We start from the raw sequence: 23,426 nt of genomic DNA, 5'->3' as shown, positions 1-23,426 counted from the left end.
CGCATTCAAGTCCATAACCCGGCGACGGTCTTCTTGACCAAGACGACCACATTGCCGATGACGAGGATATCATGGCCTTCTTCTCGAAAACCTTCACCGCACTGGCGCTGGCCGCATCGATCGCCCTTCCGCTTCCGGCGGCAGCGCTCGACGACCAGCAGAAGAAGGAGTTCGGCGAATTCATCAAGCAATACCTGATCGAGAATCCCGAGATCATGCTGGAAGTCCAGGATGCGCTGCAGAAGAAGCAGGAAGCCCAGCGCCTGGTGAAGGCCAATATGGCGATCGAAGAGAACACCACCGACATCTTCGAGTCGAAGAACGACGTCACGCTCGGCAATCCCAAGGGCGATGTCACTGTCGTCGAATTCTTCGATTACAATTGCAGCTACTGCCGTCATGCGCTTCCCGACATGCAGGCCATGTTGAAAAAGGACAAGAACGTCCGTTTCGTCCTCAAGGAATTCCCGATCCTCGGGCCTGATTCGGTCGCCGCCCACAAGGTGGCCGACGCCTTCCGCAAGCTGGCACCGGAGAAATATGCCGATTTCCACGTCGCCCTTCTCGGCACCGAAGGCCGCGCCTCCGACGAAACAGCGATCGCTGTCGCTACTTCGCTCGGCGTCAGCGAGGACAAGATCCGCGCGGAGATGGCAAAGAGCCCGAATGACGGAATCGTCCAGGCGACCTACCAGCTCGCCTCCAGTCTCGGCATCAGCGGCACACCGTCCTATGTGATCGGCAATGAACTGGTGCCGGGCGCCGTCGGGCTCGACGATCTCGAAGCCAAGGTCAAGAACATGCGCAGCTGCGGCAAGACCGCCTGCTGAGCAAACCAAAGCGCGTCGCAATCTTTCAGTTTGCGCCCCTCGCGCTTTAGATATTTATGTTTGCGCATGTCGTTGTCGCAAAACCGCTGCCCACTTTTGCGCGACATGCTTGAGTTCCCGGCCGCCCATCAAATCGCCAAAATCGAAGCGTTTCAACCATGTGGACAAATGTGGCGCGATTCCTGCTGGCCAATCCGTAAGGGCTTTCATTCAGCCTTCGCGGAGTCTATAGGTTGCCGTCGTACATTTTACGGAACATTCGATGACGCAAACGATTTTTGTCCTGAACGGCCCCAACCTGAACATGCTGGGTAAACGAGAGCCCGGCATTTATGGCGGCAAGACGCTCAAGGACATCGAGGCAGACTGCAAGGCCGCAGGCCGCGAACTCGGCCTCGATATCGATTTCCGCCAGAGTAACCACGAAGGCACGCTCGTCGACTGGTTCCATGAGGCCGACGAAAAAGCCGTCGGCGTTGCCATCAATGCAGGCGCCTATACGCATACATCGGTCGCGCTGCATGATGCGATCCGCGCTATATCAGTTCCCGTCGTCGAGCTCCACATATCCAACGTGCATGCACGGGAAGAATTCCGCCACAAGTCGATGATCGCGCCGGCATGCAAAGGCGTGATCTGCGGCTTCGGGCCTCACAGCTACATCCTGGCGCTCCACGCGCTGAAGAACATCACGGCATAAGAAGAAGACAGGGCAACACCATGGCTGAAAAGAAATCGGGTATCGACCAGGCGCTGATCCGCGATCTCGCCAATATCCTCAACGAAACGGATCTGACGGAGATCGAGGTCGAGCAGGACGACCTGCGTATCCGGGTTTCGCGCGCCGGCACGCCGCAATATGTTCAGGCGCCGATCGCAGCACCTGGTTATGCCGCGCCTGCAGCCGCTGCTGCGGCAGTCGCTGCCGCCCCGGCGGCAGCTCCCGGCCGCAACCCGGCCAATGTCGTCAATGCACCAATGGTGGGCACCGTCTACATGGCGCCGGCTCCGGGCGCGCGTGCCTTCATCGAAGTCGGCGCGACCGTCAAGGAAGGCCAGACGCTCCTGATCATCGAAGCGATGAAGACGATGAACCAGATCCCCTCGCCGAAGTCAGGCAAGGTGACCGAGATCCTCGTCGATGACGGGCATCCCGTCGAATACGGCCAAGCCCTCGTCGTCATCGAATAGGCCCATGCCCATGATTTCGAAAATCCTCATCGCCAATCGCGGGGAAATCGCCCTTCGCGTGCTCCGGGCCTGCAAGGAGCTCGGCATCGCCTGCGTCGTGGTTCATTCCACCGCCGACGCCGATGCCATGCATGTGCGCCTTGCCGACGAAAGTGTGTGCATCGGCCCGCCCTCCTCGCGCGAGAGCTATCTCAACATCCACCAGATCGTCGCCGCCTGCGAGATCACCGGCGCTGACGCCGTGCATCCGGGCTACGGCTTTCTGTCGGAGAATGCCAAGTTCGCCGATATCCTCGAAGCCCACGGCATCACCTTTATCGGGCCGACGGCGGACCATATCCGCATCATGGGCGATAAGATCACCGCCAAGACGACGGCGCTGGAACTCGGCATTCCCGTCGTTCCGGGCTCGGACGGCGAAGTGAAGACCGAAGAGGATGCGCTGAAGACGGCTGCCGAAATCGGCTACCCCGTGCTGATCAAGGCAACGGCCGGCGGCGGCGGACGCGGCATGAAAGTCGCCAAGAGCGAGGCCGACGTGATCGAGGCCTGGTCGACGGCGCGCACGGAAGCGGCAGCCGCCTTCGGCAATGATGCCGTCTATATGGAAAAATATCTCGGCAAACCGCGCCATATCGAAATCCAGGTGTTCGGCGACGGCGAAGGCAATGCCATCCATCTCGGCGAGCGCGACTGCTCGCTGCAGCGCCGCCATCAAAAGGTCTGGGAAGAGGCGAATTCGCCGGCGCTCAACGTCGAGCAGCGCATGAAGATCGGCCAGATCTGCGCCGACGCCATGAAGAAGCTGAAATATCGCGGTGCCGGCACGATCGAATTCCTCTATGAGAATGGCGAGTTCTACTTCATCGAAATGAACACCCGCCTGCAGGTGGAGCATCCGATAACGGAAGCGATTACCGGCATCGACCTGGTGCATGAGCAGATCCGCGTCGCTTCCGGCGGCGGTCTCTCGGTGACTCAGGACGAAGTGCATTTTTCCGGGCACGCCATCGAGTGCCGCATCAATGCCGAGCACCCGCGTACCTTCGTGCCCTCACCCGGCACGATCACGCATTTCCACGCGCCGGGCGGCCTTGGCGTGCGCATCGATTCCGGTGCCTATCAAGGCTACAAGATCCCCCCTTATTACGACAGCCTCATCGGCAAGCTGATCGTGCACGGCCGTACCCGCGTCGAATGCATGATGCGCCTGCGCCGGGCGCTTGACGAATTTGTCGTCGACGGCATCAATACGACGCTGCCGCTGTTCCAGGATCTCGTCTCCAACCAGGATATCGCCAACGGCGACTACGACATCCACTGGCTGGAACACTACCTCGCCAACAACCCGGCGGCATAGGACAGGAATGGCAGGATCGCGCAGGAAGTCACCAGGCATCACCCCTGACATTCTCCTGCGCGCCTATTCCATCGGCCTCTTCCCGATGGCCGAATCCGCCGGCGACCCGGAGATCTTCTGGGTCGAGCCGGAATTACGCGGCGTGCTGCCGCTCGACCATTTCCACGTGTCGAAAAGCCTTGCCAAGGCGGTGCGCAAGAAACCCTTCGAGATCCGTTTCGATCACGCGTTCGATGAGGTGATCGCTGCCTGTGCGGAGGAGACATCCGGGCGCCCCAGCACCTGGATCAACAAGACGATCAGATCACTTTACTCGACGCTCTTCGACATGGGCCATGCCCATACGGTCGAAGCTTGGGAGGGCGATGAACTGGTCGGCGGCCTCTACGGCGTCTCGCTCGGCTCGGCCTTCTTCGGCGAAAGCATGTTTTCGCGCCGGACGGATGCCTCGAAGATCTGCCTCGTGCATCTCGTCGACCGGCTGCGGGAAAGGGGCTTCACGCTGCTCGACACGCAGTTCACCACCGAGCACCTGAAGACGTTCGGAGCGATCGACGTTCCGAAGGCCGACTATGCCCTGATGCTTTCTGCGGCGATGGAGTCGCCGCACCTTAAGTTTTAAGCGCGATCAATTCGTCCATGCGTTGATTTTTCAGCCGATTTGGCCAGATTCGAAAAATCCAACGGGGGATAGAATTTTGAAACGATATTTTGCAGCCGCGATCCTTTTGACCTTGTTTACGGGTCAAGCCGGCGCACGCCCATACCAGGACATGTTCCCCAGCAGGACCGATTTTTCCGACGCGGAAAAGCCGTTGCTGGAGAAGCTTGATTTCCAGCAGGGCGTGATCAAGCTGCCTGAAGCGAAGGCAACGCTAAACGTGCCCGCCGACTTCTACTATCTCAGCCCTGCCGACACGAAGACGGTGCTCGTCGACATCTGGGGAAATCCTCCGGCGGCCGCGGAGGGAACGATGGGAATGATCTTCCCGGCGAAATACGCACCGACCGATGTCGAGGGTGTATTCCAATTCGACTTTGTCGCCGGCCTCGCTCAATTAAGGGAGATCGGGGGCGTCATTCCGTCCGTCACCAAGCTCGTCCAGTTCGACAAGGGGATGGCCTATACTGACTATGTCGAAGGCGACAAGATCGCAGCCTATGGGATGGCGGGAATGATTGCTGCCGGCGCGGGCGCCAAGATTGCCGCCAAGGTGGGATTGCTGGCATTCGCCCTCGCCTTCTTCAAGAAGGCCGGCGTCCTCGTCTTCATCGTGTTCGCCGCTGCGCTTCGCTTTGCCAAGGGTCTTTTCAGCAGGAACAAGACACCCACTGCATAGGCTCACCAGGCTACTGCGTAATTCAACGCGTTACAGCGTCTGCCCGTCTGAAAAGACGCGCGGCGCTGTAAGGCGTGATGAGAGGTGTTAGCGGGCTGTCGCCTTGGTGCCGTCGGGAGCCGGGACGTCCGAGGTTGTCTTGCAGTCTTTCAGCCAGACGTCGTAGATCGGGTGTTCGACAGCGTTGAGGCCGGGGCTGGCGGCGAACATCCAACCAGTGAAGATGCGGCGGATCTTGCGGTCGAGGGTGATCTCGTCAACCTCGACGAAACCGTCGATCTTCTGCGCTTCCGACTGGTCGCGCGAATAACAGGCCTTCGGCGTCACCTGCAGTGCGCCGAACTGTACCGTCTCATCGACATAGACGTCGAACGTCGTAATGCGGCCGGTGATCTTGTCGAGGCCGGAGAAGACGGCAACCGGATTTTCGATGCGTGCGGCATTTGCCGCAACTGGCGGAAGCAGGGCCGAGAGCGCCAGCAGCGATCCGGCGGCACGCAGGACCTTGTTCCGCGTGAAGAGCTTCATGTGTACCCGTCTCCAGACATTTTCAGTTCACGGCCGCGGTCAAGCGCAGCCAACCTGCGGGTAAAGGTCAATTGTGGCCAAAAGCCGGGTCTTGGGATCGCCCCGGTCGGGCCGTCTCAGTTGCCCGGCGTCCAGGCGTCGTAATCGCCGGTGACGCGTGGACGCTCGCCCGGAACGGCGATGGAGCCCGGTGGACGATAGGCCTGCGGTGAACCGGTATGGTTGGGACGGTGCGGCTTTTGCCATTCCTTGGCGACGTAGCTCTCCTTGGACGGAGGAACATCGGTGCGATGATGCATCCAGCCATGCCAACCCGGCGGAATGGCGGAGGCTTCGGCATAACCCTTGTAGATCACCCAGCGCTTCGGCAGACCGTAGGAAGACATGCCGCCTTCGTAATAGACGTTGCCGAATTCATCCTCGCCGACGCGCTTGCCAAAACGCCAGGTCGCAAAACGCGTGCCCATCGTCTGACCGTTCCACCAGGTAAAGGTCTGAACCAGAAGATTCCACATGTCTTTTCCTTGTGCCCGCCAGATGCGAGCCAAACCAGAATTCGTTTCCTCGCTTATGCCGTCGCCAAGCCGAATTGTCCAGCGATTCCACGACAGCCACGGGTCATTTCAAAGCCATCTTAAAGCCCAGATGCGAGGGCTTGAAGCCCAGCCTTTCATAGAAACGATGGGCATCCCTACGCACCGCATTCGAGGTTAGGGCTACCCGCCTGATACCGCGGCCTTTTGCCTCGGCAATGGCGAACTCGATCATCGCGGCACCGACCCCCTGCCCGCGCATATCGGCACGCGTCTGCACCGCCTCGATGATCATCGCCGAGGAGCCACGGCCAGTGAGCGACGTGGTCACCATCGTCTGGAACGTGCCGACCACCTCGCCGCCGCGCTCTGCGACGTAAAGTGTCTGGTCGGGCGAAGCCTCGATGACGGCAAAGGCCCCGAGATAATCTGGGAAGGCTTCAGCTTCCGTGGTATCGCCATGACCGCCAAGCGCATCGGCGGCAAACATTGCCACAAGCGCCGGCAGATCTTCCCTGCTTGCCTTGCGAATGAGAATGTTGGGCAACTCGACCACCACGGCCTCAATGCCCTTCGAGCGGCTTTTCAAAGATCAGCGCCGGAATGCCGGATTGCCCGGCTCCGCTATTCTCGTTGCGGCCGACTTCGGTGAAGCCGTGCGAGAGATAGAAGGCGATCGCCGCCGCATTCTGCGGTTCGACTTCGAGACGCATGATCTCCGCATCCGGGAAGCAGGTTTCGAGCTCGGCAAAGATATCGCGGCCGATGCCTTGGCGCTGCAGCGCCGGCCTGACGTAGAGGAGACGCAGCATGACCGTCTTCGTCAGTGCCTGCGACATTGCCGCATAACCCATGCCGCCGATATTGCGGCCATCATCGGCAACGAGGAATTCAGCATCCTTTCGCACGAGGCGCGCCTTCAGCGCCGCCGACGAAAAGAGATGGGCGATCAGATCCTCCACCCTGGCTACGCCATGCAGGCCGTCATAGGTGGCGTGAAAGCTCTCCGCCAGGAGGGCGCGCAGCTTCTCCAGGTCGCGCTCACCGGCAGTGCGGACGAAATACACCGCTTATTCCTCGATGCCGAGCTTCGCCTTGACGAGGGCCTGGACAGCCTGCGGATTGGCCTTACCGCCGGTCGCCTTCATCACCTGGCCGACGAACCATGCTGCCATGGTCGGCTTCGCCTTGACCTTTTCGACCTGATCGGGATTGGCGGCGATGATCTCGTCCACGGCCTTTTCGATCGCGCCGGTATCCGTCACCTGCTTCATGCCGCGCGCCTCGACGATCTCGGCGGGATCGCCGCCTTCGGTCAGCACGATCTCGAAGAGATCCTTGGCGATCTTGCCGGATATGGTTCCCGCCTTGATGAGATCGATGATGGCGCCGAGCTGGGCCGGCGAAACTGGCGTCTGCTCGATATCCTTGCCGGTCCGGTTCAGGGCGCCGAGCAGATCGTTGATCACCCAGTTCGCGGCCGTCTTGCCGTCACGGCCTGCGGCGACGGCTTCGAAATAATCGGCAATCGCTTTTTCGGAAACGAGCACCGAGGCGTCGTAGATCGACAGGCCGAGCTCGCGCACGAAGCGCTCCTTCTTGTCATCGGGCAGCTCCGGCAGATCGACTTCGAGCGCCTTGATGAAGGCATCGTCGAATTCGAGCGGCAGCAGATCCGGATCGGGGAAATAACGATAGTCGTGCGCATCTTCCTTTGAGCGCATCGATCGCGTCTCGCCCTTGTTCGGATCGAAGAGGCGGGTCTCCTGATCGATCTTGCCGCCTTCCTCCAGAATGCCGATCTGGCGACGGGCTTCATATTCGATCGCCTGGCCGATGAAGCGGATGGAGTTGACGTTCTTGATCTCGCAGCGCGTGCCGAAACCCTCGCCCGGGCGGCGGACGGAGACGTTGACGTCGGCGCGCATCGAACCTTCGTCCATGTTGCCGTCGCAGGTGCCGAGATAGCGCACGATCGAGCGCAGCTTGGTCATATAGGCCTTGGCCTCGTCGGACGAGCGCATGTCGGGCTTGGAGACGATCTCCATCAGTGCGACGCCGGAACGGTTCAGATCGACATAGGACATGGTCGCGTGCTGGTCATGCATCGACTTGCCGGCGTCCTGCTCCAGATGCAGCCGCTCGATGCCGATCTCGATATCCTCGAACTGGCCCTGACGGTCCGGCCCGAGCGAAATGACGATCTTGCCCTCGCCGACGATCGGATCCTTGAACTGGGAGATCTGATAGCCCTGCGGTAGGTCGGGATAGAAATAGTTCTTGCGATCAAAGAGGGAGCGCTTGTTGATCTGGGCTTTCAGGCCGAGGCCGGTGCGAACAGCCTGCTTGACGCATTCCTCGTTGATGACGGGCAGCATGCCGGGCATGGCGGCGTCGACCAGCGAGACGTTCGAATTCTGCGGCTTGCCGAATTCCGTCGAAGCGCCGGAGAAGAGCTTCGAATTCGACAGCACCTGGGCATGGACTTCCATGCCGACGATGACTTCCCAGTCGCCGGTGGCGCCGGGGATGAAGCGTTTCGGATCAGGCGTGCGGACGTCGACAAGGGTCATCTGATGCTCTTTGCAGGCTGTTCTTTTCCACTGGTGAGGTAAAGGAAATGGTGTGCCGGTGCAAGGCTTTCGCCGTGGTCCGCATCACGGTTTTGCCGTTCGTTAACGGAGCCACGCTAGGGTTTCCCGATGACGATGATCGATATCCTCAAATCGGCCTTGCTGTTTCTGACGCTGAACCTCTTGGTGTTCTCGATCTATTTCATGGACAAGCACGCGGCGCGCCACGGCAGGTGGCGCATCAGCGAGCGCACGCTTCTCATCCTTGCGCTGATCGGCGGCAGCCTTGGCGCGCTGGCTGCACAGCAGTTGCTGCGGCACAAGACGAGAAAGGAGCCCTTCCGGTCAATCCTGGCGGCTATTCTGATCCTGCACGGCGCGCTGATCGCTGTGCTGGCCTTCCTGCCGCAATGGAGCGCTTTGCTTCTTTAGGATTTTTGAAGCATCAGAATTCCAGCCCATAGCCACCTTGACCATCCGAAACGAGCTGTTTCGTCAGTCCAACGGAGGGCACGTCGCGGTCGAGCTTCGGATTGTAGGCAACCGAGAGCCAGTGAATGCTGTAGCCGTGCTTCTGGAAGAAGCCGATCGCCTCGCTATTGCCGGAATGGGTCTGCATCGCCGCCTTCTCGAGGCCCTGATCGGAGATCTCCTTTTCGATGCGGACGAGAAGGGCCGAGCCGAGGCCCTGGCGGGTGAAGGCGGGATCGATCCAGAAATCCGAGATGGTTTCGTCCAATCCCTCGCGCGCCGCCCAGCCTGCGACCTGGCCGTTCTGCTCGACGACGGTGATGGTCAGCCAGTCGTTTTCCACGAAGTTCCGAAAAGCGTTGCGCGCTGCATCGATCATCGCGTCCGATTCGCCGATCGACGCCATCGCATTTTGCCAGGCCCTGAGCCCGATCTCGCTCAATAGCTCCGCTTCACCGTCGCGAGCATTGCGAATGTGGATCAACGACACCTCCGCGTTACCCCTCAACTAGACCATTGAGTCGCGGAATTTACCAGTACCTCCAAAGGGATGATCGGCCGAAAGTAAGGTTTTCGACTGGTTTTGACCTGAGACCATGCTCTTGACCGAATTTTCCGGGCTGAATAGTAAACCCTATCGAGGTGTTTTATGTTGAGCCTGCCTGAGACCCGGTAAAGGCCCTGCCCGCAAGTTCGCTTGCGCGCATGGGCCCGAAAAAACGAAGCCCTGACGTTCGAATGAGCGCCAGATCGTTTTTGTGCGCCGCCCTGCCGGGCGCAATACCGGATCTCAACACATGGACATTTCTCGCACGGAGCAGCGCATCCTGCATCTCATGGCCCAAGGCGGCCGCATTGAAATTACCCGCGACGACGACAGGAAAATCGAAGCGGTCAGTTGCTTCACCCGCGACGGCTGGGTCTATCCCGGCGTCGACCTCGATCTCTTCCGCAGGCTGAAGCGGCTGAGGGCAATCAAGTCCTCAGGCGGCCAGCCCTACCGGATCACCGAAAGAGGGCTTAGGCTGGTCAGGTCGCAGCTGAACAACAGGTAATAGTTGCACTCCTGATCGCGTCTCGAACGGGCGCGGTCAGGGTATCGCCTCAAGCCTTTGCAGAGAGTTCCGTCCGCATCGCCGCCCACTCGTCGGCCATCGAGCCCGTGCCGCGCCTCTTGCCGGCGCGGCGATACCAGTAATCGGCGTTCCAGTCATCGCCCTCGATGCGATGGCAAAGGGCGTGCCCCCAGTCGAACGGCTGTTCGCCTTCGTGGCGCTGGCAGATGTCGTGGAGCGCGTGCCAATCCGGGCCCATGGTGAAACCGCCGGCAGCGAGGCGATCAGCTGCCTCGATCAATCGCACAAGATCCTGTTTCGGCATGAGGCCTCCTCCCGGTTCCGGCTGTCAATTAGCCAACCATGCGGCAAAGCCGATGGCGCCGACCGCTTCGTGGTCGGCAGCCGCTATCGGGATCGTTAGGTCCGTTACCACCACTTGGCCGGCATAAACCGGCCGGCTGCCTGCTCGATGACGTGGGCGGTCTTGAAGAGGGTTTCCTCATCGAAGGGCTTGCCGATCAGCTGCAGGCCGAGCGGCAGGCCCTTGTGATCGAGGCCGGCCGGCACGGCGATGCCGGGAAGGCCCGCCATGTTGACCGTCACCGTGAAGATGTCGTTCAGATACATCTTTACCGGATCGGCGGCGAGGTTCTCATCGGCAACGCCGAAGGCCGACGACGGCGTTGCCGGCGTCAGGATGGCGTCGACGCCGGCGTCGAAGGCGAGTTCGAAATCGCGCTTGATCAGCGTGCGGACCTTCTGGGCGCGGATGTAATAGGCATCGTAATAACCGGCCGACAGCACATAGGTGCCGATCATGATGCGGCGCTTGACTTCTTTGCCGAAGCCCGCGGCACGGGTCTTCTCATACATGTCGACAATATCCTTGCCGTCGACGCGCAGGCCGTAGCGCACGCCGTCGTAACGCGCGAGGTTCGAGGATGCCTCGGCCGGAGCGACGATGTAATAGGCCGGAAGGGCGTATTTGGTGTGCGGCAGCGAGATGTCGACGATCTCGGCGCCGGCATCCTTCAGCCAGGCGATGCCCTGGCGCCAGAGGGTTTCAATCTCGTCGGGCATGCCCTCGACACGGTATTCGTTCGGGATGCCGATCTTCATGCCCTTCAGCGATTGGCCGAGAGCTGCTTCGTAATCCGGCACCGGCTGATCGACCGACGTCGTGTCCTTTGCGTCGACGCTTGCCATCGACTTCAAAAGGATTGCGGCATCGCGCACGTCGCGGGCGATCGGGCCTGCCTGGTCGAGCGAGGAGGCAAAGGCGACGGTGCCCCAGCGCGAGCAGCGGCCATAGGTCGGCTTGATGCCGACGGTGCCGGTGAAGGCTGCCGGCTGGCGGATCGAGCCGCCGGTATCGGTCGCGGTGGCGCCAGCGCAAAGATGCGCAGCGACGGCTGCGGCCGAACCGCCGGAGGAGCCGCCGGGCACGAGTTGCTGGTTGGAGCCTGCGGCGCGCCAGGGATTGATCACCGGGCCGTAATAGGATGTTTCATTCGACGAGCCCATGGCGAATTCGTCCATGTTGAGCTTGCCGAGCATGACGGCGCCGTCATCCCAGAGGTTCTGCGTGACGGTCGATTCATAACGCGGCTCGAAACCATCGAGAATGTGGCTGCAGGCCTGGGTGTGAACGCCGACGGTGGCAAAGAGATCCTTGATGCCGAGCGGAATGCCTTCGAGTTCGCCTGCCTTGCCGGTGGCGATGCGCTCGTCGGAGTTCTTCGCCATGACGCGGGCGAGATCCGGCGTGACCTTTATATAGGCGTTCAGCCGGTCATTAGCCGCATCGATCGCCGAGATATAGGCTTCGGTCAGCTCGATCGCGGTGATTTCCTTGGCGCGCAGCTTCTGGCGGGCTTCGGCAATGGTCAGGCTGGTGAGTTCGCTCATCGTGTTTTCGCTTCAGATCTGGAAATGGCAACAGGGTCGGAAAGAGGCTTCGAAGCCTTATTCGACGACTTTCGGCACCAGGAAAAAATTGTGGTCGGTGACGGGCGCATTGGCGACGATATCGGCTGCCTTGCTGCCGTCGGTCACCTCATCGGTCCGCTTCTTCATCGCCATAGGGGTCACCGAGGTCATCGCCTCAACGCCGTCGACATTAACTTCGGAGAGTTGCTCGACGAAGCCAAGGATGCCGTTCAGCTCACCGACCATGCGATTTGCCTCATCCTCGGAGACGGCAATACGGGCAAGGCGGGCGACGCGCTTCACGGTGGCAAGATCGACGGACATGGCATTCTCCGGATAGGATTTTTCCTACCCGCTATAAAGGCCATGTCCGCCGTGTGCAACGGTGTTTCGTCAGATCGACAGGCTCTCGGAAGGCTTGATCGCCCTCACATCCGTCTGCGATCCCTCCATGCCGGCAATGAATTTTTCGGCCGTCTGATCGATGATCGGGAAGGTGCCGTAATGGCAGGGGATCGCGGTCTTGAAGGTGAAATAGCGCCGGCAGGCGAGTGCAGCCACCGCGCCGCCCATGGTGAAGCGGTCGCCGACCGGCACGAAGCCGATATCGGGCTGGTGCAATTCGTTGATCAGCGCCATGTCGGAGAAGATATCGGTATCGCCCATGGCAAGGATCGAGGCTTCGTCGTCGAAATGCAGCATCAGGCCATTGGCGTTGCCGAGCGCATGCGAGACGCCGTCCTCAGTGATCTGGGCGGAGGAGTGCAGTGCATTGGTGAAGGTCGCCGAGAAACTGCCGAGCGCGATCGTGCCGCCGGTATTGCCCATCTCGATCTTGTCGACGCCCTTGGAGCCGAGCCAAGCGGCGAGATCGGCATTGGCGAGAACGACGGCGCCGGTTTCCTTGGCGAGTGCCACGGTATCGCCGACATGATCGCCATGGCCATGCGTCAACAGGATGTGCGTGATGCCTGCGGAAACATCCTTGATATCCTGGCCGGAAAAGGAGGCGTTGTAGCTGAGGAATGGGTCGAGCAGGATCTTCGCCTTGGATGTCTCGATGCGGAAGGCGGAATGGCCGAGCCAGGTGATCTTCATGAAATGTCTCCTTTATTACGTGATGCAAAGCCGGTTTCGATGCCACATCAAAGAATGAGGACATGATGTCGTCCGAAAACCGCTCACACTTTTCGGCGTCATGCCCTAAGGACATATCTTATGCGGCCGCAAAGAAAAGCGGCGGCGACTTCAATTTGTTTTGACGGGATGAAACGGCGATGACGGTTCTGACAATCGAGGAAATGGCCGAGACGCTTGCCCCGCGACAGGCAATTGCCGGCCTCGATCTCGGCACCAAGACGATCGGGCTTTCGATGTCCGATCTCGGGCGGCGCTTCGCCACGCCGCGCACGGTGATCCGCCGCGTCAAGTTCACCATCGATGCCCAGGCGCTGCTCGACTTCGCGATAGCGGAAAAGGTCGCAGGCTTTATCATCGGCCTGCCGATGAACATGGATGGATCAGCAGGTCCGCGCGTGCAGGCAACGCGCGCCTTCGTGCGCAATATGGAGCAGAAGACGGCGCTGCCTTTTGTCTATTGGGATGAGCGGCTATCGACGGTCGCCGCCGAACGGACGCTGCTCGAAATGGACGTCTCGCGCGCCAAGCGGGCCGACCGGATCGATTCGGCCGCCGCAAGCTTCATCCTTCAGGGCGCGCTCGACAGGCTTTCCTTGCTGGCAAGGTCTGATGGAGATGAATTCAGCGCCTGACGCGCCTTCCACCAGGCGATGATCGACTTTCGCTTCCGCAGGCCAAGGATGGCGAAAACGACGAGGCTGTCCACCGCGATCGCGCGGGCAACGAGCGGCGGGATGGTCTCCGGCGGAATGCCGAGCGCCTTGCCGTAAAGCTCGAAGGTCAGGTCATGAACCTGCCGCGTGAACATGAAGATGCCGAAACTCATGTCGTAATAGGAGAGCCAATACCATCCGCCCAGAAAGACGATGGGGCCGGCCCAGAAGATCAGAAACCACTTCATGCGGCCTCTCCTCCATGCTTGCGCGCCACGGGCAGATCGAGAGAGACCAACCAGGTCGACAATGCCATAATGCAAAGCACCAGCGTCGGAATTGCGATATCCAGCGCCAGGACTGCGAAAAACATCATCGCCGTCACCAGAAACGCGGCTTTAGCGATCTTGGTTGCCATGGGCGTCAACTCGGGGCTCTACTCATACATCTCTGCTCACCGCCACACTGTCGGCTTAACCAGCCCTGCGCAATGTAAACCATTTGTTAGGGTTAACGCAGGCCCGCCCCCCTGTGGATGAGTAGATCTCAGCCGTAGACGCCGCGCACGATGCGCTTCAGCGCCGTCGCCGCCTTCTCCCAGTCCTTTGATGTCTTCAGCGACAGGCCGGCGCACTGCCCGCCGGCTGTGGCGGCCAGCACGAGGTGCTGGATCGCAGCGATGATGACGGCGTTGACCGCTGCTGCATCCACGCCCTTCGGCGGCGCCAGCGAGCCGCGCATGCGCTCGAGCCAGAGGGCGAGCGCCTTCGAACGCGCTTCCGACAGCCGCCTCACCTGTTCGGTGTTTTCAGAAATCTCCCAGGCGAGGATGCGGCGCATCAGCGGATCGTTTCTCAAGGCGTCGAGGAGGAGAAGCGACAGCCGCTCCATCAGGTCGCCATAGGTGAGCAGGAACATGCCGCCGGCGTCTTCCGGGATTCGATCCTTCACCCATGTGCCGAGATCGGCGCCGATCGCCTCGACCAAGCCGTCGAGGCCGCCATAGTAGCGATAGATCAGCTGCTTGTCGCAACCAGCGCGGCGGGCAACCGCATTGATGCCGAAATTCTGGAAGCCTTCCTCGGCCAGCAGGCCCTTGGCTGCGGCAAGGATTGCGCGCTCGGTGGCGCCGCGATCACGCACGCGCCGTTCCGGCTCTCCGTCGACCCCGGGTGAATTTTCAAGATTTACCGCTTCATTCAGCATGACCGACCCTTCCCCGCTGTCACCAATCGGTGAGTAGCGGGGAGGCTTCATGCAATCAATCCTATCCCTTTGGGAAGATTGTGGATATTCCAGCCGGACCGTTGATTGTCCGTCGAACGGATGTGGAAAGCTGCACGCTGGACTGATCGGATCTGTCTAGAAATCTCGTCCTGGCGGTTGATCGTGATGGACGAACCCGGCATAGCTGCATTATGAACAAATCTAACAATCTCCGCTAAGGCCCTGCAATGGTGAACTATATCGAAGCCTCTACCGCGCCCCCGAAGAATACGGGCGCCATCCGGCTTTATGACGCTGAAGCATTCGAGGGTATGCGCAGGGCATGCCAGCTGACCGCGCGCTGCCTCGATGCGCTTGCCGACATCGTCAAGCCCGGCCTGCTGACTGATGAAATCGACCGGTTCGTCTTCGATTTCGGCATGGATCATGGCGCCTATCCGGCGACGCTGAATTATCGCGGTTACACAAAATCGACCTGCACTTCGATCAATCACGTCGTCTGCCACGGTATTCCGAACGACAAACCGCTGCGTGACGGCGATATCGTCAATATCGACGTCACCTTCGTGCTCGACGGCTGGCATGGGGATTCCAGTCGGATGTATCCCGTCGGCGTCGTCAAGCGTGCTGCCGAGCGGCTGCTCGAGGTCACCTATGAATCACTGATGCGCGGCATTGGCGCCGTCAGGCCCGGCGCCCGCACCGGCGCGATCGGCGAGGCGATCCAGACCTATGCGGAAGCCGAACGCTGTTCGGTGGTGCGCGATTTCTGCGGCCATGGCGTTGGCCGGCTGTTCCACGATTCGCCGAATATCCTGCACTACGGCCGCGCCAACGAGGGGCCGGAGCTGCGCGAAGGCATGATCTTCACCATCGAGCCGATGATCAACCTCGGTCGGCCGCATGTGAAGGTGCTCGCCGACGGCTGGACGGCGGTCACCCGCGACCGCTCGCTGTCGGCCCAGTACGAACATACCGTCGGTGTCACCTCCGATGGCTGCGAGATCTTCACGCTGTCGCCGGGTGGGCTCGACCGCCCCGGTCTGCCATCGCACAACGGGTGACGATTCGATGGCGAAAGGCCCCGTTTCGACATCTTCCGACGACGAGCTGCCTTTCGAGACGCAAGAGCCCATTGCCGCCGACGAACGCTCATTCTTTGGCGGACGACCGCAGAAACCGTCCGCACCAAATGCCAGGACCGCCCTGCCCGCTTCGCTTGCCGGCCATGAACATTATCATGGCCATCGCGAGCGGTTGCGTGACCGCTTCCGTGAGCTGGGCGACACCGCGCTTGCCGACTACGAAATCCTCGAGCTGCTGCTTTTTCGCCTGATCCCGCGGCGCGACACCAAGCCGATCGCCAAGGCGCTGATCGAGCGGTTCGGCTCGCTCTCCGGCGTCTTCGGTGCGCCTGCGGCGCTGCTGACCGAGGTAAAGGGCGTCGGCGAGGCCGTGGCGCTCGACCTGAAGCTGATCTCGACTGTCGCCCACCGGACCTTGAAGAGCGAGCTCAGGAGCAAGCAGGTCCTGTCTTCGTGGTCTTCGGTCATCCAATATTGCCATGCCGCCATGGCGCACGAGACACGCGAACAGTTCCGCATCCTCTTCCTCGACAAGCGCAATGTGCTGATCGCCGATGAGGTGCAAGGTCGCGGCACGGTCGACCACACGCCGGTCTATCCGCGCGAGGTGGTGAAACGCGCGCTCGAGCTTTCGGCAACGGCGATGATCCTGGTGCACAACCATCCGTCCGGCGACCCGACACCGTCGCGCGCCGACATCGACATGACGAAGGTGATCATCGATGCGGCCAAGGCTCTCGATATCACCGTCCACGACCACGTCATCATCGGCAGGGATGGCCATGTCAGCCTGAAGGGGCTGAAGCTGATCTGAAAGGCACAGGTCCGGCGGAATCGGCGGCTGTAAAACAATCTGTAACATTGACCGGCTAACGATGGACGGGCGACATTTTGCGTCGCAAAATGATTCCTTTCCAATCCGGGGCTTGATGATGCTTCAGTACGATCTCGTTGTGGTGGGCAGCGGTCCCGCAGGGCGCCGCGGCGCGATCCAAGCGGCAAAACTCGGCAAGAAAGTGCTTGTCATCGAGCAGGGCAAGCGCGTCGGCGGCGTGTCCGTGCACACCGGCACCATCCCCTCGAAGACGCTGCGCGAGACCGCACTTAATCTTTCCGGCTGGCGCGAACGCGGCTTCTACGGCCGGTCTTACCGCGTCAAGGAAGAGATCAGTGCAGATGACCTGCGCCGCCGCCTGCTGATTACGCTCAACCACGAGGTCGAGGTGCTTGAACACCAGTTCGCCCGCAACCGCGTGCAGCATATTCGCGGCAAGGCGAGCTTCATCGATGCGTCGACGCTGCAGGTGATCAAGGATGACGGTGAGACCACGCAGGTCACCGGCGCCAGCGTGCTGCTTGCCGTCGGCACAAAGCCTTTCCGCCCCGATTACATACCCTTCGACGGCAAGACCGTGCTTGACAGCGACGAACTGCTCGACATCCAGGACCTGCCGCGATCGATGGTTGTCATCGGCGCCGGCGTCATCGGCATCGAATATGCGACGATCTTCAGCGCGCTCGACACGGCTGTCACCGTGATCGACCCGAAGGCGACAATGCTCGACTTCATCGACAAGGAAATCATCGAGGATTTTACCTACCAGCTGCGCGACCGCAACATGAAGCTGCTGCTCGGCCAGAAGGCCGACAAGGTGGAGACGCTTGAGAATGGCAAGGTCGAGCTGACGCTCGACAGCGGCCGGCGCCTGACGACCGACATGGTGCTTTTCGCCGCCGGCCGCATGGGGGCGACCGATGCGCTGAACCTTCAGGCCATCGGCCTCGAAGCCGACAGCCGCGGCCGTCTCAAGGTCAATCCGGAAACCTTCCAGACATCGGTTGCCAATGTCTATGCCGCCGGCGACGTCGTCGGCTTTCCGAGCCTTGCCTCGACCTCGATGGAACAGGGCCGCATCGCCGCCCGCGTCGCGATCGGCGCGGTCGCCAAGGAACCGCCGAAATATTTCCCCTACGGCATCTATGCCGTGCCGGAGATTTCGACCTGCGGCCTGACCGAAGAAGAGATGAAGGAGCGCGGCATTCCCTATGAATGCGGCATCGCCCGCTTCCGCGAGACGTCACGCGGTCATATCATGGGCCTCGACACCGGGCTTTTGAAGCTGATCTTCTCGCTGAAGACGCGCCGCCTGCTCGGCGTGCATATCGTCGGCGAAGGCGCCACCGAGCTGGTGCATATCGGCCAGGCGGTGCTCAATCTCAAAGGGACCGTCGAATATTTCGTCGAAAACACCTTCAACTACCCGACGCTCGCCGAAGCCTACAAGATCGCCGGGCTCGATGCCTGGAACCGGATGGGCGACATCAAGTCGGAACTCTAAGTCCGTCGCGTAGACAGCAAATCCGGGAACGACATTGCGCATCATTTCGCTGAACGCATGGGGCGGCAGGCTGCATGAGGCCCTGATTACCTACGTCACCGAGGCCGATCCGGATGTGCTGTGCCTGCAGGAGGTGCTGCGGGCGCCGGGTACGGGCTGCGGCTGGTCGGTCTATCGGGACGGCGATGTCGAGTTGCCGCAGCGCTTCAATCTCTTTACCGAGATCAGCGCCGCCCTGCCCGGCCACGACGGCTTCTTCTGCCCGACCTCGAAAGGCGAGCTTTTCGATGGCGATACCGTCATTGTCGCCGAATTCGGGCTGGCGACCTTCGTGCGCAAAACCCACTCCGTCATCGCCCAGGGGCTGGACTTCGTGCATGGCCGTTTTTCCGCTGATGGCTGGGGCGAACATCCGCGGCCCCGAAACGCCCATTGCATCCGCCTCTTCAGCCATGAGCATGCTTCAACCATAACTATCGCCCACATGCATGGCCTGCGCGATCCCGCAGGCAAGGGCGATACCGCCGCGCGCGACGAGCAGGCCGTAGCGCTGATCAGGCTCATCGAGCGCGTCTGGCCCGGCGACGAAAGGCTCGTCGTCTGCGGCGATTTCAACGTGCTGCCCGACAGCTCGACCTTTACGATTCTTGCCAGACTCGGGCTTTCCGATCTCGTCACCGGATACGGCCTTGTAGACACGCGAACCTCCTACTATCTGAAGCAGGGCCGCTTTGCCGACTACATGCTGGTGACACCGGAGGTGAAGGTTGCCAAATTCGAAGTGGTCGTGGCACCCGAAGTCTCCGACCATCGCGCATTGCTGCTCGATATCGGGTAGTATATTGAGGAATGATACACTTCGCGGAGCGTTTGCGCGCTGTGCCGTTTTTTACGCCTTAGTTTGACCTCCTAAATCGCATTGATGTGTCGTGCCTGCTATATGCCTTCAACGCCATTTTGCCTTCGGGCAAAAGCTTCTAAAGAAAGATAGATACTCTTGTCCCATGTCTTAGAAGCTGCGCGCCGACGTTTTCAGCTGATCCTGATCAAGCCGTCGCATTATGACGATGATGGCTACGTCATCCGCTGGTGGCGGGCGATGATCCCCTCCAATTCGCTTGCGGCTCTTTACGGCATCGCCGCCGAATGTGCCGAGCGCAAGGTGCTCGGCGACGATACGGCGATCGACATCACCGTGATCGACGAAACCAACACCCGGATCGATGTCGCCGGACTGCTGGCGCAGTTCAAGCGCCACGACAATTTCGGCATGATCGCACTCGTCGGCGTCCAGACCAACCAGTATCCGCGCGCCCTCGATATCGCCCGGCCGTTCCGAGATGCCGGCCTGCCGGTTTCGATCGGCGGCTTTCATGTTTCCGGCTGCCTGTCGATGCTGGATGGCAAAGCGGTCGGGCTCGACGCCTGCCGCGACATGGGCATCTCGATGTTTGCCGGCGAGGCCGAGGGCCGGCTCGACATGGTGCTGCGCGACGCGGCCGCCGGCGAACTGAAGCCGCTCTACAATTTCATGAACGACCTTCCCGGCATCGGCGGCACGCCGGTTCCCTTCCTGCCGAAGGACAATATCCAGCGCACGCTCGGGCTCAGTACCAGCTTCGATGCCGGGCGTGGCTGTCCCTATCAGTGCTCGTTCTGCACCATCATCAATGTGCAGGGACGCAAGTCACGCTTCCGTTCGGCCGACGACGTCGAGAAACTGGTGCGGATGAACTGGGCGCAGGGCATCCACAAATTCTTCATCACCGACGACAATTTCGCCCGCAACAAGGATTGGGAAGCGATCTTCGACCGGCTGATCGAGCTCAAGGAGCGGGACGGCATTCCGCTCGGCCTGATGATCCAAGTCGACACGCTCTGCCACAAGATCCCCAACTTCATCGAGAAATCCAGGCGCGCCGGCGTCACCCGCGTCTTCATCGGCCTCGAAAACGTCAATCCGGACAATCTGACCGCCGCCAAGAAGAACCAGAACAAGATCACTGAATACCGCAAGATGCTGCTCGCCTGGAAGGCACAGGGCATCATGACGCTTGCCGGTTATATCTTGGGCTTCCCGGCCGATACGCCGGAATCGATCCGCCGCGACATCACGATCATCCAGGAAGAGCTGCCGCTCGACGTCATCGAATTCTTCATCCTGACGCCGCTGCCCGGTTCCGAGGACCATCAGGTCCTGTGGAAGAAGGGCATCGAGATGGATGCCGATCTCAATATCTATGATGTCGAGCACGTCTGCACCGCGCATCCCAAAATGAGCAAGCAGGAATGGGAAGACATCTACCACGAGGCCTGGTCGCTCTATTATTCGCCTGATCATATGAAGACGCTGCTGCGCCGTGCCGTGGCGACGGGGGTACCGCTGGCAAGGCTCGTCAAGGTTCTCGTCTCCTTCGCGACCACCGTGCCGCTGGAAAACGTGCATCCGCTGCAAAGCGGCCTGCTGCGCCTGAAGACGCCGTCGGAGCGGCGCCCGGACCTGCCGCGCGAGAATCCGCTGGTCTTCTGGCCGCGTTTTGCCTGGGAAACCTTCAGAAAACATGCTTCGCTCGCCGGCACGATCATTGGCTTGACGATTTCGGCATTCCTGATTTCAAGGGATGCGAAGTCGAAGACCTATATGGATCAGGCCCTGACGCCTGTTGCCGACGACGAAGAAGAAACGCTCCACCTCTTCACACAGACCGCCGGCGGCGCCGCAGCCGTCAGCCATGTCAGGAAAGTCGCGCAACTGACAGCGCATTGAGCGGTAATTCTTGAACGCGGATGACGCCCGAAAACATGGCGGCATCAAACTCTAAGCCAATGCATGCCGCTAAAGCGCGTCGCTTGAATCAAGTTTGACAACGTGCTTTGAAGGCTCCGAATTTGGCGGCCGTTTAAGCGACTTGGATCATCTGGGTCGTCTCGGCCACTTGCAGCGTGTCGACGAATTCGACGATCTTGACGGGTTTCCCATCTCGGAAATGGATCTTGTCGACGAATTCCGTATGGAAGCTCACGCCCGATGGGATGTGCCTGACCTCGCCTTCGCGGTGGGCAAAGACCATATGCTCATCCTCGTCCACATAGATGCCGGCTGTCCTGATATTCGATAGATCCCACACTGTGATAAGCTGGGTTATCGCTTGGCGAAAAGCATGCCCGCTTGATTCAGTTGAAAAAGGCGCCAGCCGTGTATTGCCGACCATGCGAAAGGTGCAATCCTCGCCGATCAGCGCCAGTGTAGCTTCGACATCGCCGCGGTCACGCACAGCATAGATTTCTTCCACGAGCTTCTTCATGTCATATTTTGCAGTCATTTTCCGGTCCCTCCACCATCAGCGAAATCTGCATCTAATCATACTTTAATGCAACTCTTTGTTGCTTCGGATGAATAAACACAATGGAGTAGGCGGCGCGAATGAAACTGCCCTGGATAATAGAAAAAGGCCCCGCACGATGGCGAGGCCTTCCAAACTTTACTGCATGATTCCTTAAATCGGAATCCGATTTCAGGATGCAGCAATTCAAAGTGTTACAGCGTCCTTAGCGCGTCTAAAAAGACGCGCGGCGCTGTAGGACTGAAAAGCGATTATTCGGCGCTTTCGTCAGCCGCCTTCTTCTTCGGAGCAGCCTTCTTCTTCGGTGCGGCTTCTTCGCCTTCACCGGCGTCAGCTGCTTCTGCCTTGGCGGCAGCCTTTTTCTTCGGCGCGGCCTTCTTGGTCTCGGCCTTCGCCTCGCCTTCTTCCTCGGCGAGCAGCTCTTCCTTCGTCACCTTCTTGTCGGTGACGTCGATTTCGGTCAGGAGGTGATCGATGACCTTCTCTTCGAAGATCGGTGCGCGGATCGAAGCGGCGGCACCCGGCTGGCTGCGGAAGAATTCGAGGATCTGCTTTTCTTGGCCCGGATACTGGCGCAGCTGATCGTAAATGGCGCGCTGCATCTCGTCTTCGCTGACCTCGACGCCGGCCTTTTCGCCGATTTCGGAGAGAACGAGGCCGAGGCGAACGCGGCGCTCGGCGAGCGTCTTGTATTCCTCGCGAGCCTTCTCCTCAGTCGTGTCTTCGTCCTCGAAGGTCTTGCCGGACTGGGCGAGGTCGTTGTTCACCTGGCTCCAGATGCCGTTATATTCGGCGTCGACGAGCGAGTTCGGAGTCTCAAACTTGTACATCTCGTCGAGCTGGTCGAGGATCTGACGCTTCAGCTTCTGGCGGGTCAGCGAGCCGTACTGCGATTCGATCTGGCCACGGACGATTTCCTTCAGGCGATCGGCCGATTCGATGCCGAGCTTGGAGGCGAGTTCGTCGTTGATCTCGACATCGGCAGGTGCTGCGACTTCCTTGACTGACACGTCGAAGGTCGCTTCCTTGCCGGCGAGGTTTTTGGCCGGGTAGTCGGCCGGGAAGGTCACGGTGATGGTCTTCTCAACGCCGGCCTTGACGCCGACGAGCTGGTCTTCGAAGCCCGGAATGAAGCGGCCGGAGCCGAGCACCAGTTCGGCGCCCTGGTCGGTGCCGCCTTCGAAGGCTTCGCCGTCGACCTTGCCGACATAATCCATGGTGATGCGGTCGCCGTTCGCGGCCTTGCCGGTCTTGGTCTCGTAGGCGCGGGCGCTTTCGGCGACCTTCAGGACCTGCTCGTTGACTTCGTCGTCCGAGATGTCGATGACTTCGCGCGTGACCTTGATGCCCTTGACCGACTTCAGTTCGATCGGCGGCAGAACTTCATAGGAGAGCGTGAATTCGAAATCCTGCTCGGCAGCGAGGATCTTGTCGGCTTCGTCCTTGTCTTCCGTCATGGCGATTTCCGGCTGCGTGGCCGACTTCTCACCGCGGCTGGACAGGATGGCGGCCGGCTGCTCGCGGACGATCTCGTTGACGAGGTCGGCCATGATCGACTTGCCGTAGACCTTCTTCAGGTGAGCAGCGGGTACCTTGCCCGGACGGAAGCCGTTGATGCGAACCTTGTCCTTCACATCGGCAAGACGCTCATTCATCTTGTCTTGCATGTCCTTGGCCGGGATAACGACCTTGATTTCGCGCTTCAGCCCTTCAGCGAGCGTTTCGATAACCTGCATGTCTTCCTACCTTCATTTCGTGGCGGCCGTGCCCAGACGCCGTTCGTTTCGATGAGCACGACGCCGGCGATCCTGCCGCGCGTGGCTTT

The 23,426-nt window shown here is 60.3% G+C and carries 29 protein-coding genes; 14 read left to right on the top strand and 15 right to left on the bottom strand.

The genetic code is table 11. The features are described from left to right. Nucleotides 1-71 precede the first annotated feature (71 nt). From U5G49_RS08515 to U5G49_RS08490, 6 genes are all read left to right on the top strand, one after another. On the top strand, nt 72-830 hold the full coding sequence (locus U5G49_RS08515) for a DsbA family protein (protein WP_028732029.1): 759 nt from the start codon (nt 72-74) through the stop codon (nt 828-830). A 262-nt stretch (nt 831-1,092) separates the two neighbouring features. Then, nucleotides 1,093-1,530, top strand: a complete 438-nt coding sequence (gene aroQ / locus U5G49_RS08510; RefSeq protein WP_018241837.1) for a type II 3-dehydroquinate dehydratase — start codon at nt 1,093-1,095, stop codon at nt 1,528-1,530. Between the two features lie 20 nt (nt 1,531-1,550). After that, nucleotides 1,551-2,021 carry an acetyl-CoA carboxylase biotin carboxyl carrier protein gene (accB, locus tag U5G49_RS08505; RefSeq protein WP_018241836.1) on the top strand — a complete coding sequence of 157 codons (471 nt, stop codon included), beginning with the start codon at nt 1,551-1,553 and terminating at the stop codon, nt 2,019-2,021. Between the two features lie 4 nt (nt 2,022-2,025). Further along, nucleotides 2,026-3,381: an acetyl-CoA carboxylase biotin carboxylase subunit gene (gene accC, locus U5G49_RS08500; protein WP_018241835.1), complete on the top strand. Its 1,356-nt coding sequence runs from the start codon at nt 2,026-2,028 to the stop codon at nt 3,379-3,381. Between the two features lie 7 nt (nt 3,382-3,388). Beyond that, nucleotides 3,389-4,003, top strand: a complete 615-nt coding sequence (aat, locus tag U5G49_RS08495) for a leucyl/phenylalanyl-tRNA--protein transferase (RefSeq protein WP_193443331.1) — start codon at nt 3,389-3,391, stop codon at nt 4,001-4,003. 76 nt (nt 4,004-4,079) lie between these two features. Further along, on the top strand, nt 4,080-4,721 hold the full coding sequence (locus tag U5G49_RS08490) for a DUF2167 domain-containing protein (protein ID WP_193443329.1): 642 nt from the start codon (nt 4,080-4,082) through the stop codon (nt 4,719-4,721). An 87-nt stretch (nt 4,722-4,808) separates the two neighbouring features. On the opposite strand, the gene U5G49_RS08485 is transcribed toward U5G49_RS08490, so the two are convergent. From U5G49_RS08485 to gatB, 5 genes are all read right to left on the bottom strand, one after another. After that, nucleotides 4,809-5,249, bottom strand: coding sequence for a DUF2155 domain-containing protein (locus U5G49_RS08485; RefSeq protein WP_028732032.1), 441 nt, complete (start codon nt 5,247-5,249; stop codon nt 4,809-4,811). A gap of 116 nt (nt 5,250-5,365) precedes the next feature. Beyond that, the gene (locus tag U5G49_RS08480; protein WP_018241831.1) at nt 5,366-5,764 is read right to left on the bottom strand and encodes an NADH:ubiquinone oxidoreductase subunit NDUFA12; all 399 of its coding nucleotides are present in this window, start codon (nt 5,762-5,764) and stop codon (nt 5,366-5,368) included. Between the two features lie 103 nt (nt 5,765-5,867). Next, complete coding sequence (locus tag U5G49_RS08475; RefSeq protein WP_047622362.1) at nt 5,868-6,341, bottom strand: GNAT family N-acetyltransferase; 474 nt, start codon at nt 6,339-6,341, stop codon at nt 5,868-5,870. Nucleotides 6,342-6,345: 4 nt separating this feature from the next. Continuing rightward, entirely contained in the window at nt 6,346-6,849 is a 504-nt protein-coding gene (locus tag U5G49_RS08470) for a GNAT family N-acetyltransferase (protein ID WP_193443327.1), read from the bottom strand. A gap of 3 nt (nt 6,850-6,852) precedes the next feature. Then, nucleotides 6,853-8,355, bottom strand: a complete 1,503-nt coding sequence (gene gatB, locus U5G49_RS08465; protein WP_193443325.1) for an Asp-tRNA(Asn)/Glu-tRNA(Gln) amidotransferase subunit GatB — start codon at nt 8,353-8,355, stop codon at nt 6,853-6,855. Nucleotides 8,356-8,484: 129 nt separating this feature from the next. Between gatB and U5G49_RS08460 the strand changes: the two genes are divergently transcribed. Beyond that, nucleotides 8,485-8,787, top strand: coding sequence for a DUF1294 domain-containing protein (locus tag U5G49_RS08460; protein WP_193443322.1), 303 nt, complete (start codon nt 8,485-8,487; stop codon nt 8,785-8,787). 13 nt (nt 8,788-8,800) lie between these two features. Here U5G49_RS08460 and U5G49_RS08455 read toward each other — a convergent pair whose 3' ends face one another. Beyond that, complete coding sequence (locus U5G49_RS08455; protein WP_047622259.1) at nt 8,801-9,310, bottom strand: GNAT family N-acetyltransferase; 510 nt, start codon at nt 9,308-9,310, stop codon at nt 8,801-8,803. Between the two features lie 313 nt (nt 9,311-9,623). Between U5G49_RS08455 and U5G49_RS08450 the strand changes: the two genes are divergently transcribed. Next, entirely contained in the window at nt 9,624-9,881 is a 258-nt protein-coding gene (locus U5G49_RS08450) for a YjhX family toxin (protein ID WP_018241825.1), read from the top strand. A 49-nt stretch (nt 9,882-9,930) separates the two neighbouring features. On the opposite strand, the gene U5G49_RS08445 is transcribed toward U5G49_RS08450, so the two are convergent. The 4 genes from U5G49_RS08445 to U5G49_RS08430 all read right to left on the bottom strand — a co-directional run bounded on the left by U5G49_RS08445 (nt 9,931) and on the right by U5G49_RS08430 (nt 12,911). Next, the gene (locus tag U5G49_RS08445) at nt 9,931-10,206 is read right to left on the bottom strand and encodes a hypothetical protein (RefSeq protein ID WP_193443320.1); all 276 of its coding nucleotides are present in this window, start codon (nt 10,204-10,206) and stop codon (nt 9,931-9,933) included. A gap of 104 nt (nt 10,207-10,310) precedes the next feature. Further along, a complete protein-coding gene (gene gatA, locus U5G49_RS08440) occupies nt 10,311-11,792 on the bottom strand; it encodes an Asp-tRNA(Asn)/Glu-tRNA(Gln) amidotransferase subunit GatA (protein ID WP_193443318.1) in 1,482 nt (493 codons plus the stop codon). A 57-nt stretch (nt 11,793-11,849) separates the two neighbouring features. Then, nucleotides 11,850-12,137 (bottom strand): Asp-tRNA(Asn)/Glu-tRNA(Gln) amidotransferase subunit GatC, encoded by a 288-nt coding sequence (gene gatC / locus U5G49_RS08435; protein ID WP_003558942.1) that lies wholly within the window; start codon nt 12,135-12,137, stop codon nt 11,850-11,852. Between the two features lie 69 nt (nt 12,138-12,206). Continuing rightward, a complete protein-coding gene (locus U5G49_RS08430; RefSeq protein ID WP_193443315.1) occupies nt 12,207-12,911 on the bottom strand; it encodes a metal-dependent hydrolase in 705 nt (234 codons plus the stop codon). A 179-nt stretch (nt 12,912-13,090) separates the two neighbouring features. Here U5G49_RS08430 and ruvX point away from each other — a divergent pair, with 179 nt between their 5' ends. Further along, nucleotides 13,091-13,585: a Holliday junction resolvase RuvX gene (gene ruvX / locus U5G49_RS08425; RefSeq protein ID WP_112902808.1), complete on the top strand. Its 495-nt coding sequence runs from the start codon at nt 13,091-13,093 to the stop codon at nt 13,583-13,585. On the opposite strand, the gene U5G49_RS08420 is transcribed toward ruvX, so the two are convergent. The 3 genes from U5G49_RS08420 to U5G49_RS08410 all read right to left on the bottom strand — a co-directional run bounded on the left by U5G49_RS08420 (nt 13,522) and on the right by U5G49_RS08410 (nt 14,812). Beyond that, the gene (locus U5G49_RS08420) at nt 13,522-13,854 is read right to left on the bottom strand and encodes a DUF6105 family protein (protein ID WP_018445606.1); all 333 of its coding nucleotides are present in this window, start codon (nt 13,852-13,854) and stop codon (nt 13,522-13,524) included. The two genes, ruvX and U5G49_RS08420, sit on opposite strands and share 64 nt — an antisense overlap. Then, entirely contained in the window at nt 13,851-14,024 is a 174-nt protein-coding gene (locus tag U5G49_RS08415) for a hypothetical protein (RefSeq protein ID WP_018445607.1), read from the bottom strand. Before U5G49_RS08415 ends, U5G49_RS08420 begins: the two co-directional genes overlap by 4 nt. 128 nt (nt 14,025-14,152) lie before the next feature. Continuing rightward, complete coding sequence (locus tag U5G49_RS08410; RefSeq protein ID WP_193443313.1) at nt 14,153-14,812, bottom strand: TetR/AcrR family transcriptional regulator; 660 nt, start codon at nt 14,810-14,812, stop codon at nt 14,153-14,155. A gap of 248 nt (nt 14,813-15,060) precedes the next feature. Here U5G49_RS08410 and map point away from each other — a divergent pair, with 248 nt between their 5' ends. From map to U5G49_RS08385, 5 genes are all read left to right on the top strand, one after another. Beyond that, a complete protein-coding gene (gene map / locus U5G49_RS08405; RefSeq protein ID WP_018241817.1) occupies nt 15,061-15,897 on the top strand; it encodes a type I methionyl aminopeptidase in 837 nt (278 codons plus the stop codon). A gap of 7 nt (nt 15,898-15,904) precedes the next feature. Next, entirely contained in the window at nt 15,905-16,732 is an 828-nt protein-coding gene (gene radC, locus U5G49_RS08400) for a RadC family protein (protein WP_026230553.1), read from the top strand. A gap of 118 nt (nt 16,733-16,850) precedes the next feature. Then, nucleotides 16,851-18,257: a Si-specific NAD(P)(+) transhydrogenase gene (gene sthA, locus U5G49_RS08395; RefSeq protein ID WP_026188372.1), complete on the top strand. Its 1,407-nt coding sequence runs from the start codon at nt 16,851-16,853 to the stop codon at nt 18,255-18,257. A gap of 34 nt (nt 18,258-18,291) precedes the next feature. Continuing rightward, nucleotides 18,292-19,095 (top strand): endonuclease/exonuclease/phosphatase family protein, encoded by an 804-nt coding sequence (locus U5G49_RS08390; protein WP_018445610.1) that lies wholly within the window; start codon nt 18,292-18,294, stop codon nt 19,093-19,095. A gap of 159 nt (nt 19,096-19,254) precedes the next feature. Next, complete coding sequence (locus U5G49_RS08385) at nt 19,255-21,024, top strand: B12-binding domain-containing radical SAM protein (protein WP_018241813.1); 1,770 nt, start codon at nt 19,255-19,257, stop codon at nt 21,022-21,024. 133 nt (nt 21,025-21,157) lie between these two features. On the opposite strand, the gene U5G49_RS08380 is transcribed toward U5G49_RS08385, so the two are convergent. Together U5G49_RS08380 and tig are read right to left on the bottom strand one after the other, a co-directional pair. After that, entirely contained in the window at nt 21,158-21,580 is a 423-nt protein-coding gene (locus U5G49_RS08380) for a nuclear transport factor 2 family protein (RefSeq protein WP_131647058.1), read from the bottom strand. Nucleotides 21,581-21,852: 272 nt separating this feature from the next. Then, on the bottom strand, nt 21,853-23,337 hold the full coding sequence (tig, locus tag U5G49_RS08375; RefSeq protein ID WP_018241811.1) for a trigger factor: 1,485 nt from the start codon (nt 23,335-23,337) through the stop codon (nt 21,853-21,855). Nucleotides 23,338-23,426: the final 89 nt, after the last annotated feature.

Source organism: Rhizobium indigoferae, from assembly GCF_034554815.1.
Lineage (GTDB): Bacteria > Pseudomonadota > Alphaproteobacteria > Rhizobiales > Rhizobiaceae > Rhizobium > Rhizobium leguminosarum.
Note: the sequence above shows the minus strand (reverse complement) of the source record. Positions and strands in the feature narration are given on the sequence as shown.